This window comes from Verruconatronum alginivorum, from assembly GCF_056590205.1.
Window position 1 is genome coordinate 3408874 of record NZ_JBWPVQ010000001.1, and the last position, 17575, is coordinate 3426448.

A 17575-nucleotide genomic window follows, 5' to 3' on the forward strand; every position below is an offset into this window, starting at 1 on the left:
GCTCGCTAGAGCGGTGGGGTGTGTTTCCAGGCCGGTCCGGTCGCTACGAACCCTTTTCGGACGGGACCTAGTCGGCCTTCTCCTGACCGGGACCGCGTGGATGCTCCTCGCGGGCCAAGTCCAGGGGAAGCCGGAGGTGCTGGCCGGTCCGTCGGTCGGTGAACTCGAAACGGTCCCGTCCGGAGAGACCCCGAGCCTGGATGGGGCGGCGTTGCTCCGGAGCGACTTCGGCGGTCTATCGTTGACTGAGGAAGGGATCTTTTTCGCGACCCGCGATGCGGAAGGGGAACTCAACGAACGGACCCGCTTGATCGCATTGCGCGATGGGCGCCCGGCCGTCAGTGCCGCCACCCTCCGTCTGGAGGAGAATGACGGGGAGCGGATCCGGGCGGTGCTGGTGCAGAACGGCCACGATGCGGCGGCCTTCGTTTTCGAAAACGGCGCTCCCTCGGTTCGGATCGAGCCGTTGCTCGACGGATTCGGCCTGCGGTTGGAAGGCGAGGCCCGGCATCTGATTGCTCCGACCTTCATCGGAGATGATTTTCTGTTCAATCCGGCGGAGTTCGGCGCCGGTGCCCGGCCGTTGCCGATCAACCCGCATTACCTGATGCTCCTTGGGGAGGGGACCGCGATGGTCCAGATGATTCTCCCGGGGGAAAGGCAGCGGGCGCGGGTTCAGGTGTCCGGCGACGGGGATTCTGCGGCGATCGCGGCGGTTGATTTGCTTTTCGCCGGGGAAGCGGTGCATCTCAGCGGCTTCGAGAAAGCCGACCTCTGGTATGAACAATCGTTTCAGGAAATCTTTGCCGGCGTCGAGAATGGGGACGGGGCGGAAACCACCTTGGATTGGTCGCCGCCATTTCCGGCGAACTGGAAGGCGGTCTTGCAGGGCAAGGATCGGGAGACGGCTTGGTTCGCCACGGACACCCGGCGCGACGACGCGGAGATCGTGCACGGACGAGTCGAATACGTTTGGCCGTTTTGGATTTCGAACGGAACGGCGAACCTCGCGGTTCCCCATCCCGACCTGCAGGAGGCCGATCCGCTGGAGTTTTACGAGACCCTGGTGATTTATCCGCTTACCCGGATCACCGGAGATCCCCGTCGGCCGGTCGCTTCCCACAGCCGGTACTGGCTGTATCCGGCGTTCGATCCGACTCCGGAAGAGATCCGGGTGCCGGAAGACGTGCTTCGCTCCGTGCTGGGAGACCGGTTTGAGCAACATTTCCCGGAAGGGGTCCGGCAGGAGACCTTGTCGACCCGTCTCGGGGCGATTTGCTCGGTGCGAAATGCCTTCGCCCACCAGATGAACGGTTACCGGGACGCCCCTCCGGCCAGGCAGTCGCAGACGATGCGGTTGAGCGCCGACCGGTTGTTCGAGGAAGGGGTCATCCAATTCCGCCGGTCCAGCGCCTACCAGGAGTTCGGTCAAACCGTGGAGCGGAAGGCCGGGGAGTTCGCCGAACAAAGCCCCGGATCCGCCGAGCAAGTCGAAGCGCTTCGAACCATCGCTCGGGAGATGGTTCCTTATCACAATCGGATGGTCAACGCCTTCGCCGACCGCCGCGCCGGTTGGGTGCATTACGAGCCGACCAGTGAGGATCCGGTGGAGATTCTCGAAGAATTGCATGCCCGCTTGATCGCCTCGCTGCAATTGTCGCACTCGGCGAAACAAGCGGAGTGGGCCTACCACAGTGACAAGCTGGAGCGTTTCGCCGTCGTGGGACAAAACCGCTTCTCCGGTCCCCGGTATCTCACCCTGAAGATGTTCAACCGGGCGGCTCGGGTCGCGGTCGAAGCCCCGGAAGCGGCTGACTTCGCGCGGGAAATCCAACGGATGTGCGTGGCGATGCTGCAAGACAAGCATTGGTCGGAAGGAACGAAGTAGATTCGTCCGCGTCGCCCCGGCCCTCCATTTCATTTTCCAATTGATTAAGGTTAAGTTTTTCTTTTTTTAACACCAATTAACGTAGGCTCCGACGGGAGCATATCACTCCGGAACTCTCTCTATGCTATTCCAGACCTGGCATTTCCTGATCTTCTTCGTGGTCGTCTATCTGCTGTATTTGCAGTTGAAAGGGACCCGTTTCAAACTGCCGCTGCTGCTTGCCGCCTCCTACTTCTTTTACGGATGGTGGAATCCGCTTTACCTGCTGCTGATCGTCTATTCGACCCTGTTGGATTATACGGTGGTCCACTGCATGGACCGGAGCCAACGGAAAAAGCTCTGGCTGACGGTCAGTATCTGCAACAACCTCTTTTTGCTCGGATTCTTCAAATACGGGCAATTCTTCGCCGACAATTTGAACGCCCTTTTCCGGGCGACCGGAGTTCCGCTCGACGTGCCGATGGCCGACGTCCTTTTGCCGGTCGGTATCTCGTTCTACACCTTCCAGTCGATGAGTTACACCATCGACTTTTACCGCGGCCAGATCCCGAAGGAGCGGAATCTGATCAAGTTCGCCACCTTCGTGTCGCTCTTCCCGCAGTTGGTGGCCGGGCCGATCGAACGGGCGAAGACCTTCCTGCCGCAATTCGCGAAGACCGCCCGGATCACCTGGCACAACATCTCCGACGGCATGACGCTGTTCATGATCGGATTCTTCAAGAAAGTGGCGATCGCCGATTACCTCGCCCTTTATGTCGATCCGGTTTACGCCTACCCGCAGGATCAGACCGGGGCGACGCTCCTGTTTGCGACCTTCCTGTTCGCCTGGCAGATCTATTTCGATTTCAGCGGTTACACCGACATGGCCCGCGGTATCGCGCGGATGATGGGCTTCAACCTGATGCTCAACTTCAACCGCCCCTATCTCGCCAATAGTCTCGGTGATTTCTGGGGACGATGGCACATCAGTCTTTCGTCCTGGTTCAAGGACTACGTTTACATTCCCTTGGGGGGCAATCGCCGGGGCACGGTGAACACCTACATGAACATGTTCCTGGTCATGGTGATCTCCGGACTCTGGCACGGGGCGGCCTGGACCTTTGTCATCTGGGGGGCTCTCCATGCCATCGGCCGGATGTGCACGCGGGCGTTGGAGCAGACCACCACCTATCGGGTGCATACGCCGAACATCGTCAAACAGGCGCTGGTTTTCGCGTTCGTTTTGCTCACCTGGGTCTTCTTCCGGGCGGAAAGCCTGGGCGACGCCTGGTTGATCATCGGGAAGATTTTCTCGGCCTCGCTCTTCGCCGGGGCAGAAGTGCCTTATCTCGCCTTGGCGTTCTGTTTCGCGATTTGGATCTTTCAGTATCTCGACGAGTCCCGCGTTCAGCTCGTGCTGAAGCCGGTTTATGTCCGGGTCGGCGCGGCGACCTGCATGATCCTCTACGTCCTGGCGTTCCTGATTTCCGGAACTCCTGAACAAGCCTTCATCTACTTCCAGTTCTAACCATGCCTGCTCAAACACCGATAGATAAACCGGCCCGGCTCGAAACGACCACTCCCGGTCAACCCGAGAGCCAGGAAGAAGTTTTTCGTTTCAGCTCGCAGACGCTCCGTTTGCGGATGCGCGAATGGTTGGCGGTCTTCGTCCTGGTCCTGGTGGGCGTGTTGGCCATTCCCCGGTTCTGGGCGATGTTCGACTCGTTCGAAACGGGGGAAAACTTCCGTTTCCCGTATGACCTGAGCAACGACTACTGGTTGGTCTCCCGCTGGATCGACGAAGCCGCGGCCAACTATCCGATCCTCACCCTTGGTGACTCGGTGATCTGGGGGCAATATGCCGGTCGGAATGAAACCCTCGCCGCCCATCTCAACACGCAACTCGGGCGGGAAGAGGTCGGCAACATCGGCCTCGACGGCCTGCATCCGGCGGCGATGTATGGATTGGTTCGCTATTACGGAAAGGATGTCCGCAACCGCCAGGTCTTGATTCAGTTGAATCCGTTGTGGATGAGTTCCACCCGGCACGACTTGCAGTCCGACGAAGTGGTACGGTTCAACCACCCGAACCTCGTTCCTCAAGTCTGGCCGAACCTGCCGGTTTACGATCCGACCTTCGAAGAAGCGTTTTTCTCGATCGTCGAACGCTCGGTTAACTTCTTCTCCTGGGCCCGGCATTTGCGGTTGGCCTATTTCGAGAACTTGGACTTCCACAGTTATACGACCCTTTATCCGAACGAGAATCCGCTCCGGTTTCTCTTTCAGGAACTTCCGGCGCCCGACGAAAATCCGCGGAGTCCGGCGATTCCGTGGCAGCAAGGCGGCTTCACCGTGACCGATTTTCCGTGGATCGATCTCGAAACCTCGTTCCAGTGGTATTCGTTTCGCAAGATGGTCAACCTGTTGCAACGTCGCGGCAACGAGGTCTTCATTTTGGTCGGTCCCTTCAACAAATACATGATGACGCCCGATAGCCTGGAGCGTTACGAGCAATTGAAGGGAGAAATGGTCGCGTGGCTGGAGGCGGAAGGAATTCCCCACAACGCCACCGCGATGTTGCCGAGCGAGGAGTTCGGCGACGCCAGTCATCCGCTGGGCAGCGGGTACGAGATTCTGGCGCGCGCTCTCCTCGAAGATCCCACTTTCTTCCGTTGACCGCGTGATGGCGGGCAAGTTTACGCGGTATTGGCTCGCGGGCGTCTTGACGCTCGGGGGTTGGGCGACCCTGCGGGCGGGAGAGGAACCGGTCGGTTTGCTGCTGACTTGGCAGACCGATCCAACCACCACCATGACGATCGACTGGCACGTGGAAGAATCGGTGCCGGGGGATTCGGCCGCCGTTCTTCGTTTCAAACCGGCGGGGAGTGACGAATGGGCGGCGCGGGAAGCCGTTTCGGTGGAGTTTCCCTATTCCCGTCGACAAGTTCGCCGGGTGGAGTTGACCGATCTGACCCCCGGCGCGGAGTATCGGTTTACGGTCGGGGATTTCGAGCGGCAATACCGGTTCCGGACCATGCCGTCGGAGTTGGACGGCCCGCTGGTTTTCGCCACGGCCGGGGACACCCGCCACGCCCATGATTGGATCCGGTTGATGCGGTATGTGATCGACGAATACGATCCGGCATTCGCTCTTTGGTCGGCCCCGAAAGCCTATTATGGAAATCGTCCGGAAGGTTCTCTCGAACGGTGGGAAACCTGGTTTGAAGTAGCCAAACGAGCGTTGGTCGACGCGGACGGGAACGTGCTGCCGATCGTCGCCAATATCACTTCCCAGGAAGTCCGTTTTCCGGTCGGAGCGGCCGGCGTCGCCACCGACGAGATTCGGGAAGAAGCGGCCCCGTTTTTCTACTCGTTGTTCGCGTATCCGGGACAACCGGGCTACGGCGTGCTCGATTTCGGAGATTACCTGAGCTTGATCGCGCTCGACACGGAAACGAACGTGATCGACGGAGAGCAGTCGGATTGGTTGGAAAAACGGTTGGCCGAGCGCCGCCGGGTTTCGCACGTGATCCCGCATTATTACTTGGCCGGTTTCCCCTCGGACCGGGATCTATATGAGCGGAACTGGGAAGTCCGGGAGGAATGGGCTCCGCTCTTCGAGCGAAACGGTATCCGTCTGGTCTTCGAGGAATCCGACATGACCTACAAGCGGACCTCTCCGATCCGGGCCGGTCGGCCCGACCCGCATGGGGTGACTTATCTCGGAAGCGGCTCGTGGGGTGCCGGAGGAAGAACCCGTTACGATCCGGCGGTCTCATGGTATCTGGAGCGGGCGGAGCCGTCGTATTACTCGATCGTGGTGACCTTGGACCAAGGGCGGGAAAGTTATGCCGTGGTCAATATGCACCGCGAAGTGATCGACGAATATCCAGGCACCGACGAGAAGTCGCCGAAGTTGCTCGGGCTTGGGCTCGGATCGAGCGAAGCATTCGTGGGGTGGATCGCCCGTTTGCTCGGCGAGACCAACGAGGAAGAACGTGCGGCCGGAGCGGAGTTGTTGGAAGTATTCGCCCGGCATTACGATGCCGGACGCCCCGGGGATCGGGCGGCGTTTCTGGAAGACGTGTATTCGTTTTTTGAATCCGAAGACGTGTCGGAGGAGAAACGCCACGTGGCGTATCAGATTTTACTGATCCATGTGGAAGGGTCGGAGTCGGCGCGGGAATGGCTGGATCGCGGTATGGCGGATCGGTCGGCGCGGATCCGGGCTTTGGCGCGGACGGTTGATGAAAGCGATTTGCGGACGGCGGAAGGGCGATTGCTGCTGCAGACGGTGGGAGAGTCCCATGTGTTGGAGATGCGGGAGCGGGCTTTCGCGCGGAAGACCAACCGTCCGTTGTCCGAGTCGGGCGGGGAGGACTTCGAAACGGCGTGGGAGTTCGAGTTTCCCGCCGAAGGGTGGAGATTTCGGAAAGATCCATGGAGAGTGGGGCATTTGAAAGGATGGCCGGATTCGGCTGATGACGAGACGGATTGGATGGAGGTCGAAACCGGCATTCACTGGCACCACTTCCTGGGAGAACAGTATCAAGGAGTCGGGTGGTATCGCCGGGAAGTTGAGATCCCGGCCATGGGAGACTACGACGCGCTCGCCCTCTGGTTCGACGGGGTCGAGGAAAACGCTTGGGTTTGGATCGACGGTCGATTCGCCGGGCAACACAACATCGGTCCCGATGGTTGGAACATTCCCTTCCAGGTGGATGCGACCGACCTCATCCGTCCGGGCGAAACGCATCAGATCACGGTCCGGGTGATGAATCAGCGGAGCGTCGGCGGGATTTGGAACACGGTGCGGCTTTGGGCCGGCGAGCAAAAGCCCTGAGGCGCTTCATCGTTTAGCCTATTTTCTGCGATTGGGATAGCCGCGAAAAAACACAATAAGGCTCAAAAAAGAGGAAGATGAATTCGCAGCCCTGAGTCAACCGATCACTCATCCGGTGAAACAGACTTCTTCAAATGACCCTCTTTTTTGAGCATTTTGCGCCTTTTTGCGGCTATTAACTCCGACTTCTCTCTTCGCGACGGAGGCGGAAGTGTCAAACGTCGGGGGGAAGGGTCGCGTTTGAAAGTGGTGGGAAAAACAGACAACCGTCTGTCATTGCGAGGAAGGAGGAACGACTGACGCGGCAATCCACGTTCCGGGAAAGGGGTGCGGGTCGCTGATTCGTGGATTGCTTCGTCGGCGGAGCCTCCTCGCAATGACACGACGGTGATTCCCACCACTTCTGATTACTCCAGGGAGGCAGCCGGGGACTAAACTTCAGCTTGTCATTGATGAGTAAACATCCCTAGTTTGGATCTCTCTGGACATGAGGAGGGGAACACGAGTGAACGGGCGGAGATCGGCGGGCGGCCTGGGGTTGTCCCTGTTTGGGTTGGTGTTCATTGTGGTCGGGCTCGTGTTTACCTGGTTTTTTTCGGTGGAAACCTGGATGCGGATGATCGATGCGCGGGGGTGGGTTGAAACCCCGATGGTGATCGTGGAGAGCCGGGTCGAGACAGTCCGGACCTCGGATGGAACCAATTACCGGCCGGAAATCGTGTTTACCTATAGGTGGGAAGGGGAAACCTACCGGAGCGATTCGTGGCGATTCATGACGGTTTCATCGAGCCGGGGGTGGGCGAGGGAAGTGGTGCGGGAGTATGCGCCGGGCACTCGGCACAATGGTTGGGTCAACCCGGCCGATCCGACGGAAGCGGTGTTGGACCGAAGTCTCGGGCTCTGGGTTGCAATGACTTTTCTGCCCTTGATATTCGTGGTGGTTGGTCTGGTGATTGTCGTGGCCGGATTGCGGTCGAAGCGGCGGTCGAAAGGACTGGTTCGCTCGGGGGATTCGCTGGCCGGGGAAGGCTGGCGGGAAGGATCGTTGCTCGGCCTGCCCGCGTATCCGGTGGAACGTGGCGGAGGCGATCCGGTGCGATTGGAGCAGAGACAGGGGACGGCGGGGAAGTTGGTCGGTCTCCTGATTTTCGGCCTGTTTTGGAATGGGGTCACTTGGACGCTGCTCGGCCTGTTGTTGGCGGAAGGGCGGCGGGACGGAAGACACGAGATGTTTCCGATTGTTTTCCTATCGATCTTCGCATTGATCGGTTTGGTGATCGCCCTCGCTTTTCTCTATTCCCTGCTTGGGGCGTTGTTCGGTCCGAAAGTGGAAGTGTCGGCCTCGACGGCGATTTTGAAACCGGGCGGAACCTGGGAAGTTTCGTGGCGATTTTCACGGGGGGCGGGCCGGGTGCGGGAGTTTCGGTTGGCGCTGGAGGGCCGGACTGAAGGAGACTATACCCAAGGAAGCGGGAAGAACTCGAGGCGGGTGACCGATAAGAAAACGTTTTTACTGCGCGAGTTGGTGATCGCGACGCATCGCGGCGAGATCGTCCGGGGGACGGCGCAAATCGCTTTGCCGACAGAAGGGTTGCCCCCCTCATTTGAAGCGCCGAGCAATCGGATTCGTTATCAACTGCGGTTGGACGGGAAAGTGCGGTTGCTGCCGAATTTGAAGGAAGAGTTTCCGCTGTATGTGGTGCCGCTGGTGGGACCGGAAGTCGGGGAAACAGGGGAAACCGTCAATCACCGGTGATGCTGGATTCGGCATTTAAACACGGATGTATAGCCACGAAGCAACGAAGTGAAGTTGGCGTAGCATGAACACGAATAGACACGAATGAAGGACTTACTGAAGCACGCCCTTGGGTTGAGGCATGCCACAGTTAATCGCCGCGAAAAGGCGCAAAATACTCAAAAAAGAGAGCTGTGATCTTGCTTCCTTGTTTTGTGCCTTTTGTGCTTTTTGCTTCGTCATCTTCGCTTACGCTACGTCGCGGCTATCACGTTGCGGACTGTAGATGAATCGAAACCCAAGGGGGAAACTGGAGAATGAACGAGCCGATATCGATTGTGTTGCCTGAGGAGCCGCCGGTTTACGAACCGAGGCAGGAGTTGTTGGGGACGTTGGTCTGGAAGCGGGCGAAGCCGTTTTCCAAGATCGAGTTGATGTTGTTTTGGTATACGAGCGGGCGGGGAGACCGGGATAGTTCGGTGGTCGAAACCTTGGAGTGGAAAGATCTCGGGACGGAAGGGGAACGTTTTTTCGAGATTCGGTTGCCCCGGGCTCCGCATTCGGTGCGGAGCGAGAACTTGGAGATCCATTGGCGTCTGGAGGCGGTCGGCCATCCGGGAAAGGACCACACATTCGTCGACCTGGTGATCGCCCCGGGGCGGCAAGTCTGTCGTCTGCTCCCTCTGGGGGAGTAGACAATAGACAATAGCCGATAGACAATTGGGACTTTCTATCGTCTATCGTCTATCGGCTATCGTCTATGCGCGCGCAGCGCGCCCCCAGCGCGCTAAATGTGGATCGCTTCGTCGTGGACGGCGGCGGCGGCTTCGCCGAGGGCTTCGGCGAGGGTCGGGTGGGCGTGGATGGTGCCGTGGATTTCGTCGATGGTGACTTCCAGGGACATCGCCAAGCCGTATTCGGCGATCAATTCGGTGGCTTCGGAACCGATGATGTGGGCGCCGATGATCTCGCCGTCCTCGCCGGCGAGGACTTTGACGAAACCTTCCGATTCGTTGGCGGCGACCGCCTTGCCGGAGGCGGTGAACGGGAATTTGCCGACGGTGTATTTGATCCCCTTTTCCTTGGCGGCCTGTTCGGTGAGCCCTTGGCTGGCCACCTGCGGTTGGCAGTAGGTGCAGCCGGGGAATTGGGTGACGCGGCGCGGTTTGCTGTGGCCGAAGATGCCGTTGACCGCTTGGATCGCCTCGAAAGTGGCGGTGTGGGCGAGCCAGGGCGGTCCGATGATGTCGCCGGCGGCGTAGATGCCCGGGGTGCTGGTCTGGTAGCGGTCGTCGACCTTGAGGTAGCCGCGGTCGAGTTCGAGTTTCACCCGGGGGGAAACGGCCCCGTCGAGATTCGGGGTGACCCCGATCGCGAGCAGGAGGGAATCGGCTTCGATCGATTCGGTTTTGTCGCCTTTGACCAGATCGCAACGGACTTTCTTCTTTTCGACCTGGATGTTTTCGACGCGGGTGGAGGTGTGGGAAGTGATCCCCTGTTTTTTGAAACTACGTTCGAGGAGACGGGCGCACTCCTGGTCTTCGACCGGGAGGAGTTGGGGGAGCATTTCGACCAAGGTCACTTTGGTGCCGAAAGCGTTGAAGAAGTAGGCGAACTCGACGCCGATCGCGCCGGCGCCGATGATGATGATCGACTTCGGTTGTTTTTGGATGGCGAGCGCCTCGCGGGAGGTCATGACCCGTTCGCCGTCGACCGGGAGTCCGGGGAGGCGGCGGGCGTGGCAACCGGTGGCGAGGAGGATGTTGCGGGTCTTGAGGAAGCGGCCCTTCTCTTTGCCCTCGGTGACCTCAACCATGCCGGGCACGTTGACCTGACCGCGGCCGACGATGTATTCGACCTTGTTTTTGCGGAACAGGAATTCGATTCCCTTGGCCATCTGGTCGGCGACTCCGCGGGAGCGGGCGACGATCTTCGGGAAATCGTAGTCGATTTTGTCGCAGGAAAGGCCGTAGTCGGCGGCCTTTTGGATCTTGAGGTAGAGCTCGGCGCTCTTGAGGAGGGCCTTGCTCGGGATGCAGCCCCAATTGAGGCAGGTGCCTCCGGCGCGCTCCACCTCGATGCAGGCCACTTTTTTGCCGAGTTGACCGGCGCGGATGGCGGCTGCGTATCCGGCGGGACCCCCGCCGATGACTACAAGATCGTACGTTTCGTTATCAGGCATCTACTGGTTGGTTGGTGGGCGAAAGGCCCGGGTTTAAATGTCAATTACGTCGTCGTCCTTCGGCGGCACCCGTTTGCGCGGGCCGCCTTCAGTCGGTTGGCTCGGCGGAGCGCTGAAAAGAACGGCGTTTAGCAAAAAAGTCGTGATGCTGATGATCAGGCCGCCGGCGAAAGCCGATCCGAAACCGGCCACGTGGAACCCATCCACCAGTCTCCCCACCAGGAGGAAAAGTAAGGCGTTAATAAAAAGAATCCCGATTCCCATCGTCAAAACAATAAACGGGAGGGTGAAAAGGAGGAGGATCGGCTTGAGGACGGCGTTCAAGAGACTCAGGAGGAGGACGACGACGATCAAGGTCGGGGCGTTGGCGTAATGGATTCCGGGCACGATGTGGGCGCTGACCAGCACGCCGAGGGCGAGCAGGAGCCACGTTTGGATCAGTCGGGAGATCGGATGTCTCATAGGGAGCACTATAGCACCGGTGGGCGGAAGCGGAAGGATGAAACCGCGCACTACGTGCGCATAAACGATAGCTGATAGACGATAGACGATGGAAAGGCGGAGTGATTTTGGGTGTGGGTTGGCGGGGGGGCGATCTTTGTTTATGTTACGGGATGGGGAAAGCGGGGGATGCGTTTTCCAGGAATTTTTTGCGAGGAAGGAAATGGAATGAGATTGATGTTCAGGGATCGGGTGGAGGCCGGGGAGCTTTTGGCGGAGCGGCTTTTGCATCACGCGGGGAAGAGGAATGCGATCGTATTGGGCCTGCCGCGGGGCGGGGTGCCGGTGGCGTTCGAGGTGGCGAACCGGTTGAGGCTGCCGCTCGACGTTTTCCTGGTGCGGAAACTCGGGGTGCCGGATCACGAGGAATTGGCGATGGGAGCGATCGCCAGCGGCGGGGTTCGGGTGCTGAACGCGCGCCTGGTCTCCCAATTGCGATTGCCGGAGGAAGCGATCGAGGAAGTGGTCGCACGCGAGATCCGGGAATTGAAACGGCGGGACCAGGCTTACCGGAAAGGACGGGAGCCTGCCGAGGTGAAGGGGAAGACGGTGATCTTGGTCGACGACGGAGTCGCCACCGGGTCGACGGTGATGGCGGCGGTCGAAGCGTTGCAGGCGAAACAGGCGGCGGAGGTGGTGATCGCGGTTCCGACGATCGCGGCGGCGACGATCCCGGTGTTGCAACGGAAGTCGAACGAAGTGGTCTCGGTGATCGCCCCGGACGACTTTTTGGCGGTCGGACAATGGTATGAGGATTTCTCCCAGACATCCGACCGGGAAGTGGAGGAATGTTTGGAGAAAGGGCGGAACCGGCGGGCGGCGTAGCTTCTTCGCCGGGAGGCGAAGGAGCATAGACGATAGGCGATAGACAATAGGTGATAGGCGATTGGGGGGAGGTTCATGATGGGGAAAATGGCGGAGAAGCAGGTGAAGATCCCGGTGGGGAATGTCGCTTTGGAGGGGGATTTGGTTTTGCCGGAGAGGGCGAAGGGACTGGTGGTGTTCGCGCATGGGAGCGGGAGCAGCCGGAGGAGTCCGCGGAACCGGTTTGTCGCGGAGGTGATCCGGGAAGGGAACGTCGGGACGTTGCTGTTCGATCTGTTGACCCGGGAGGAGGAGGCGTCGGAGGCGGAGACGCGGCATCTGCGGTTCAATATCGGTTTTCTGGCCGGTCGACTGCGGGAGGTGGTCGACTGGTGTGGTCGGCAGCCGGAATTGCGGGAGCTGCCTCCAGGGTTTTTCGGATCGAGCACCGGGGGCGGGGCGGCCTTGGTGGCGGCGGCCGATCTGCGGGACCGGTGCGGGGCGGTGGTCTCGCGCGGGGGACGCCCGGATCTGGCCGGGGCGGCGTTGCCGGCGGTGAGTGCGCCGACGCTGTTCGTGGTCGGTGGGCGTGATACGGAGGTGTTGAAGTTGAACGAGCGGGCGCTGGAGGAGTTGACCTGCGAAAAGGAATTGAAGGTGGTGCCGGGGGCGGGGCATTTGTTCGAAGAGGAAGGGACGTTGGAGGAAGTGGCCCGGTTGGCGGCCTCGTGGTTCGCACGGCATTTGGGATAACGGAGCGGATTCAGGAGGAAAGCGGGCGGGAAGCTGGAATTCGTGCTTTCTCCGGCGATAATATTCGGTCAATCTCCTCCCTTTTCCGATGAATCTTCTCCACCGGTATCTGTTCAAAAGCATTTGCGGGGCCAGCCTGATGGCGGTTGGCCTGTTCGCGTTTGTGCTGCTGATCGGAAACGTGTTGCGGGATGTGGTCGGTTTGGTGGCGGACGGCCAACTCGGGCTGGGGCTGGTGTTGCGGCTGGTGTCGCTGTTGATCCCGTATGTGGTGGCTTACGCGTTGCCGCTCGGGATGTTGACGGGGGTGTTGCTGGTTTTGGGGAGGTTGTCGGCCCAACGGGAAATCACCGCGATGCGGTCGGCCGGGTTGAGTTTGTTTCAAATCGCTTCGCCGATCTTCTTTTTGTCGCTGGTCGGACTGGTTTTCGCGGTGTTGGTGAACTTCCATTACGCGCCGCAGGCCCGCACCCAATACCGGGAGGATCTGGCGCAGGCGATCCGGGTCAATCCATTGAGCTTCATCGTGGAGCGGACCTTCGTGAACCATTTTCCGGGATACGTGTTGTATGTCGGGGAAAAGCGGGACCGGAGTCTGCGGGACGTTTGGGTTTGGGAATTGGACGATCAGCGGAGGGTGCTGAAATTCATCCAGGCGGAGCAGGCGAACCTCGATTATGATCCCGGGACCGAATCGTTGTTGTTGTCGCTCGATTACGGGTATTCGGAAGCGCGCAGTGAACGGGATCCGGAGGAAGTGCGGGCGGGGCGGCCTCCGTTGGAGTTCGAGCGGACCAGCATCCGTTTGCCGCTCGAGCAGATTCTCGGAGGGCGAACCGAGACGAAGAAACTCTCCCGCATGACCTTCAATGAAGTGATGCGGGAGCGGCAGCGGGTGTTGGCCGAGATGGAGGAGGGGCCGACGGAGGAACATCGGCTGGCGTTGCTCCGGATTCGGATGTCGATTCACGAGCGGTTCGCGATGGCTTATGCGATCCTGTCGTTGGCGATGTTGGCGATTCCGTTGGGGATCACGATCCAACGTAAAGAAACGTCGGCGAATTTGTTCGTCGCTTTGATCCTCGCGCTCACGTTTTATCTGTTGATGGTCATCATTGCCTGGTTTGAACGAATGCCGCATCTGCGTCCCGACCTGATGTTGTGGATACCGAATCTCGCGTTCCAGGCGCTCGGGATCTGGTTGTTCGTGCGGACCGAGCGGAGATGAGTTCGACGGAGGAAAGGCCGGTATGAATCTCGGGGACTTTGTCGCGTCGCTTCCGTTGGTGGTATTGTTGGTGGTCTTCGCGGTCGGGGTGGCCGGGTTGACGGCCGGAGGCGATTGGATTTGCCGGGGGGCGGTGCGGTTGGCGGCGGCGTTGAACGTGCGCCCGGTGGTGATCGGGTTGACGGTGGTGTCGGCGGCGACCTCGATGCCGGAGTTTTTCATCTCGCTGCTCGGATCGCTGCGGGGAAGCTACGATCTGTCGGTCGGCAACATCGTCGGGAGCAACATCGCGAACATCGGTTTGATCCTCGGGATCTCGGCGCTGATCTGTCCAATCGCGATCCGCATGCGGCTGATCCGGATCGACGTTCCGATCCTGATCGCCGTCTCGTTCTTGTTCGCATTTTTATCATGGACCTCGCTGGGACGAATCGACGGCTTGATCCTGGTCGCCTGTTTGGTGGGGTATCTCTGGTTTCTGGTGCGGGCGGCGCGGCAGCGGGAGGAAGGGGAAGACGAATTCGAGGAAGAACTGGCGGACGATTTGCGGAAAACATCGTTGGGGGGGAGTCTGTTTTGGGTTTTGTTGGGAACGGCGGCGCTGGGCGGATCGGGCTGGTTGTTGGTGCAAAGTTCGGTGGAGTTGGCCGGACGGTTCGGCGTGAGCGAGGCGTTGATCGGGTTGACGGTGGTGGCGGTCGGGACGAGTTTGCCGGAATTGGCGACATCGGTTATGGCGGCGATCCGGAGGCACGCCGACCTCTGCGTGGGAAACGTGGTCGGATCGAATCTGTTCAATCTGATTTTGGTCAGCGGATCGGTGGCGCTGATCAGTCCGTTGGAAGTCGACCGAAATTTGTTCCAGCTGGAGTTTCCGGTGATGTTGCTCTTTGCGTTGTTGCTTTGGCCGTTGATTTTTACCGGAAGAATCGTCAGCCGGAAGGAAGGGGCGCTGCTCTTGATTTTGTATGGCGGGTTCGTCATTCTCACCAGTCTGTTTCAAGCCGGGAGATTTTAAAATTTTATGTCAGACCATAAACCAGTAGTCTTGATCATCCGTGACGGATGGGGCGCGAACCACGAGTCGGGCCACGACAAATTCAACGCGGTGAAAATCGCCCGTACGCCGTGCGACGACGCGTTGCGCGCGAAGTATCCGGTGACGGAGCTCGCCGCCTCGGGGGAGGACGTCGGTCTGCCGGACGGAATCATGGGCAACAGCGAAGTCGGTCATCAGAACATCGGGGCCGGCCGCATCGTGGACCAGGAGTTGGTCCGGATCAACAAGGCGTTGAAGCAACGTCAGGTGAAGTCGAACCCGGTGTTCGCCGCGGCGGTGGAGCGGGTGAGAAAGAACAAGAGCCGCTTTCATCTGATGGGAATCGTATCCGATGCCGGGGTACACGGGATGCTCGACCATCTGTATGGCTTGCTGGAAATTTTGAAGGAAGAGAACGTCGCCGACGTTTGCATCCATGCCTTCACCGACGGACGCGACACCAGTCCGTCGAGCGGAATCGAGTTCATTCGCCAGGTAGAGGCGAAATGCCGGGAGATCGGCGTCGGCCGGATCGCCACCGTGAGCGGACGATTCTGGGCGATGGACCGGGACAACCGCTGGGAGCGGGTGGAGAAGGCTTACAACTGCCTGACCGGGCGCTCGGTGGAGAAGACCGCGAAAAGCGCCGGGGAAGCGGTCGAGGAATATTACCGGAATCCGCTCGATTCCTCGCGCAAAGGGGACGAGTTCGTGGTGCCGACCCAGATCGTCGATCCGGAGGGGAATCCGGTCGGAGTCATCCGCGACGGGGACAGTGTATTGTTTTACAACTACCGGGGGGACCGTCCGCGGGAGTTGTCGAAGGCGTTCGTGGAAACCGGTTTCCAAGGATTCGACCGCGGAAACAAACTCGACCTATTCTTCGTCACGATGACCGCCTATGAAGCCGGGTTGCCGGTTGAGGTCTTGTTCAAGAAGCCCGAGAAGATGAAGAACATTCTCGGAAGTTACGTCAGTGACCGGGGGATTCCGCAGTTCCGGTGCGCCGAAACGGAGAAGTATCCGCACGTGACGTTTTTCTTCAACGACTACCGCGAAGAGCCATTTCCGTTGGAAGACCGGGCGATGGCGCCGAGTCCGAAAGTGCCGACCTACGACCGGCAGCCGGAAATGTCGGCGGCGGAAGTCACCGCGAAAACCTGCGAGGCGATCCGGTCGAAACGTTATGGACTGGTGGTGGTGAATTTCGCCAACCCCGATATGGTCGGGCACACCGGTTCGTTGGAAGCGACAGTGCAAGCGGTGGAAACGGTGGACGCCGCCGTGGCGGAGGTGTTGGCGGCGGTGAAGGAAACCGGTGGCAAAGCGGTGGTGACGGCCGACCATGGGAACGCGGACCAGTTATGGGATCCGGCGATCGACGGACCGCACACCTCCCACACGTTGAATCCGGTGGAACTCTTCGTCGCGGGGGAAGGTTGCGAAGGATTGAAACTCCGTTCCGGAGGTCGTTTGGCCGACATTGCTCCTACGATCCTGGAGTTGATGGACCTGCCGAAACCAGCCGAAATGACCGGCGAGAGCTTGATTGAGAAGTAGTTTAGTTGGAACGCCCGCATGCCCGGGGGGCGTGCGGGCGTGCGGTGATAATCGATGATCGGGTCGTTCAGCTTCGCAGGGTGCGGCGTCGGTGGAAAAGTGCGAATCCGAGGAAGCCGATGCCGACGATCAAGGCGTAGGTGCTTGGTTCCGGCACAACGGTGGTGATGTGCAGGCTGGCGGCCGATACGCTGCCCGTGAAACCGGCATTTACGTCCCTCACCTGCAAGGTCCAGATGCCTTCGGCTGTCTCGTGGAGACCCGAGAAGGCATCAAAAGTAACCGCTGTTCCGCTGAAGCCACTGGGCTGGTAAGTTCCAGGAGAAATGGGTGAACCTGAAGACGTTGCCGCCGCCGCCGTCCAGATGTCGGCGCCCCCGACCGCGAAAACATAGGTGCCGTTGAAGGTCGCTGTCGAACCCACAGTGTCCCATTCTGAGGAACCGACTTGAACCAGGAAAGGTTGGCCGGGCATCTGCGCCCCGGGAGGATTGATTGCCAGTGAGATATCGCCAGCCCGTGGGTGTTCCAGGGTGACTGAAACCGATACGGATTGGATAGGGGCGTTCAATTCGGGGACGGCGAATGAAATCACCAGTCCGGCATGGTCGTTGTCGGGTATTGCTCCGGTCCCGGTTCCGGGAATGGCAAATTGGGCCCCTGCTTGAGCGGCCCAAAGTGAAACGAAAGCTGCAACCAATCCAGTTTTCTTAAGTAATTCCATAAGTGAAATATGAATGAAGCTGTTCACCACGTCTGAAAGTATTGTCTTCTGCAATACAAAAATGAGGGTGGGGACGTTTGCTGTCGCTCGCTGTGGCCGACGGGTCTTCGGCTGAAGCACGAAGCTCCGGCTGATGCTCTGTTTCATCGAATGAAAATTCGATGCTACGGGTAGCATCCGGCTTTCGCCGGATGAAGGAGCGGGGTCTTCGGCTGAAGCACGAAGCTCCGGCTTATGCTCTGTTTCATCGAGTGAAAACTCGATGCTACGGTAGCATCCGGCTTTCGCCGGATGAGGGAGCGGGGGCTTCGGCTGCAGCGCGAAGCTCCGGCTTATGCT

General features: G+C 59.6%; 14 protein-coding genes. 11 read left to right on the forward strand and 3 right to left on the reverse strand.

All coding sequences use genetic code 11. The features are described 5' to 3' along the window. The first annotated feature begins 100 nt into the window (after nucleotides 1–100). The 6 genes from ACWUI2_RS12135 (at nucleotide 101) to ACWUI2_RS12160 (ending at nucleotide 9140) form a co-directional block, all read left to right on the forward strand. Complete coding sequence (locus ACWUI2_RS12135; RefSeq protein WP_486983110.1) at nucleotides 101–1888, forward strand: hypothetical protein; 1788 nt, start codon at nucleotides 101–103, stop codon at nucleotides 1886–1888. A 121-nt stretch (nucleotides 1889–2009) separates the two neighbouring features. Next, entirely contained in the window at nucleotides 2010–3395 is a 1386-nt protein-coding gene (locus tag ACWUI2_RS12140) for an MBOAT family O-acyltransferase (RefSeq protein ID WP_486983111.1), read from the forward strand. A 2-nt stretch (nucleotides 3396–3397) separates the two neighbouring features. Continuing rightward, complete coding sequence (locus ACWUI2_RS12145) at nucleotides 3398–4543, forward strand: hypothetical protein (protein WP_486983112.1); 1146 nt, start codon at nucleotides 3398–3400, stop codon at nucleotides 4541–4543. A gap of 7 nt (nucleotides 4544–4550) precedes the next feature. After that, the gene (locus ACWUI2_RS12150) at nucleotides 4551–6710 is read left to right on the forward strand and encodes a fibronectin type III domain-containing protein (RefSeq protein ID WP_486983113.1); all 2160 of its coding nucleotides are present in this window, start codon (nucleotides 4551–4553) and stop codon (nucleotides 6708–6710) included. Nucleotides 6711–7215: 505 nt separating this feature from the next. Then, nucleotides 7216–8466 (forward strand): DUF3592 domain-containing protein, encoded by a 1251-nt coding sequence (locus ACWUI2_RS12155; protein ID WP_486983114.1) that lies wholly within the window; start codon nucleotides 7216–7218, stop codon nucleotides 8464–8466. Between the two features lie 296 nt (nucleotides 8467–8762). Next, the gene (locus ACWUI2_RS12160; RefSeq protein WP_486983115.1) at nucleotides 8763–9140 is read left to right on the forward strand and encodes a hypothetical protein; all 378 of its coding nucleotides are present in this window, start codon (nucleotides 8763–8765) and stop codon (nucleotides 9138–9140) included. 92 nt (nucleotides 9141–9232) lie between these two features. Here the strand turns inward: ACWUI2_RS12160 and lpdA are convergent, their stop codons facing one another. After that, nucleotides 9233–10627, reverse strand: a complete 1395-nt coding sequence (gene lpdA, locus ACWUI2_RS12165; RefSeq protein ID WP_486983116.1) for a dihydrolipoyl dehydrogenase — start codon at nucleotides 10625–10627, stop codon at nucleotides 9233–9235. Nucleotides 10628–10660: 33 nt separating this feature from the next. After that, nucleotides 10661–11089 (reverse strand): phage holin family protein, encoded by a 429-nt coding sequence (locus ACWUI2_RS12170; protein WP_486983117.1) that lies wholly within the window; start codon nucleotides 11087–11089, stop codon nucleotides 10661–10663. A 207-nt stretch (nucleotides 11090–11296) separates the two neighbouring features. Here ACWUI2_RS12170 and ACWUI2_RS12175 point away from each other — a divergent pair, with 207 nt between their 5' ends. The 5 genes from ACWUI2_RS12175 (at nucleotide 11297) to gpmI (ending at nucleotide 16512) form a co-directional block, all read left to right on the forward strand. Further along, nucleotides 11297–11953, forward strand: coding sequence for a phosphoribosyltransferase (locus tag ACWUI2_RS12175; protein ID WP_486983118.1), 657 nt, complete (start codon nucleotides 11297–11299; stop codon nucleotides 11951–11953). Between the two features lie 87 nt (nucleotides 11954–12040). Continuing rightward, nucleotides 12041–12685 (forward strand): dienelactone hydrolase family protein, encoded by a 645-nt coding sequence (locus tag ACWUI2_RS12180; protein ID WP_486983119.1) that lies wholly within the window; start codon nucleotides 12041–12043, stop codon nucleotides 12683–12685. A gap of 88 nt (nucleotides 12686–12773) precedes the next feature. Then, nucleotides 12774–13913 carry an LptF/LptG family permease gene (locus ACWUI2_RS12185; RefSeq protein WP_486983120.1) on the forward strand — a complete coding sequence of 380 codons (1140 nt, stop codon included), beginning with the start codon at nucleotides 12774–12776 and terminating at the stop codon, nucleotides 13911–13913. Nucleotides 13914–13935: 22 nt separating this feature from the next. Further along, on the forward strand, nucleotides 13936–14931 hold the full coding sequence (locus ACWUI2_RS12190; protein ID WP_486983121.1) for a calcium/sodium antiporter: 996 nt from the start codon (nucleotides 13936–13938) through the stop codon (nucleotides 14929–14931). A gap of 6 nt (nucleotides 14932–14937) precedes the next feature. Then, the gene (gene gpmI / locus ACWUI2_RS12195; RefSeq protein ID WP_486983122.1) at nucleotides 14938–16512 is read left to right on the forward strand and encodes a 2,3-bisphosphoglycerate-independent phosphoglycerate mutase; all 1575 of its coding nucleotides are present in this window, start codon (nucleotides 14938–14940) and stop codon (nucleotides 16510–16512) included. Nucleotides 16513–16579: 67 nt separating this feature from the next. On the opposite strand, the gene ACWUI2_RS12200 is transcribed toward gpmI, so the two are convergent. Next, nucleotides 16580–17383 (reverse strand): PEP-CTERM sorting domain-containing protein, encoded by an 804-nt coding sequence (locus tag ACWUI2_RS12200; protein ID WP_486983123.1) that lies wholly within the window; start codon nucleotides 17381–17383, stop codon nucleotides 16580–16582. Nucleotides 17384–17575: the final 192 nt, after the last annotated feature.

What these genes read in the sequence shown, in the direction of transcription:
- ACWUI2_RS12135 (WP_486983110.1), top strand. Translation starts at nt 101, where the DNA reads ATGCTCCTCGCGGGCCAAGTCCAGGGGAAGCCGGAGGTGCTGGCCGGT.
- ACWUI2_RS12140 (WP_486983111.1), top strand. Translation starts at nt 2,010, where the DNA reads ATGCTATTCCAGACCTGGCATTTCCTGATCTTCTTCGTGGTCGTCTAT.
- ACWUI2_RS12145 (WP_486983112.1), top strand. Translation starts at nt 3,398, where the DNA reads ATGCCTGCTCAAACACCGATAGATAAACCGGCCCGGCTCGAAACGACC.
- ACWUI2_RS12150 (WP_486983113.1), top strand. Translation starts at nt 4,551, where the DNA reads ATGGCGGGCAAGTTTACGCGGTATTGGCTCGCGGGCGTCTTGACGCTC.
- ACWUI2_RS12160 (WP_486983115.1), top strand. Translation starts at nt 8,763, where the DNA reads ATGAACGAGCCGATATCGATTGTGTTGCCTGAGGAGCCGCCGGTTTAC.
- lpdA (WP_486983116.1), bottom strand. Translation starts at nt 10,627, where the DNA reads ATGCCTGATAACGAAACGTACGATCTTGTAGTCATCGGCGGGGGTCCC.
- ACWUI2_RS12170 (WP_486983117.1), bottom strand. Translation starts at nt 11,089, where the DNA reads ATGAGACATCCGATCTCCCGACTGATCCAAACGTGGCTCCTGCTCGCC.
- ACWUI2_RS12175 (WP_486983118.1), top strand. Translation starts at nt 11,297, where the DNA reads ATGAGATTGATGTTCAGGGATCGGGTGGAGGCCGGGGAGCTTTTGGCG.
- ACWUI2_RS12180 (WP_486983119.1), top strand. Translation starts at nt 12,041, where the DNA reads ATGGCGGAGAAGCAGGTGAAGATCCCGGTGGGGAATGTCGCTTTGGAG.
- ACWUI2_RS12185 (WP_486983120.1), top strand. Translation starts at nt 12,774, where the DNA reads ATGAATCTTCTCCACCGGTATCTGTTCAAAAGCATTTGCGGGGCCAGC.
- ACWUI2_RS12190 (WP_486983121.1), top strand. Translation starts at nt 13,936, where the DNA reads ATGAATCTCGGGGACTTTGTCGCGTCGCTTCCGTTGGTGGTATTGTTG.
- gpmI (WP_486983122.1), top strand. Translation starts at nt 14,938, where the DNA reads ATGTCAGACCATAAACCAGTAGTCTTGATCATCCGTGACGGATGGGGC.
- ACWUI2_RS12200 (WP_486983123.1), bottom strand. Translation starts at nt 17,383, where the DNA reads ATGAAACAGAGCATCAGCCGGAGCTTCGTGCTTCAGCCGAAGACCCGT.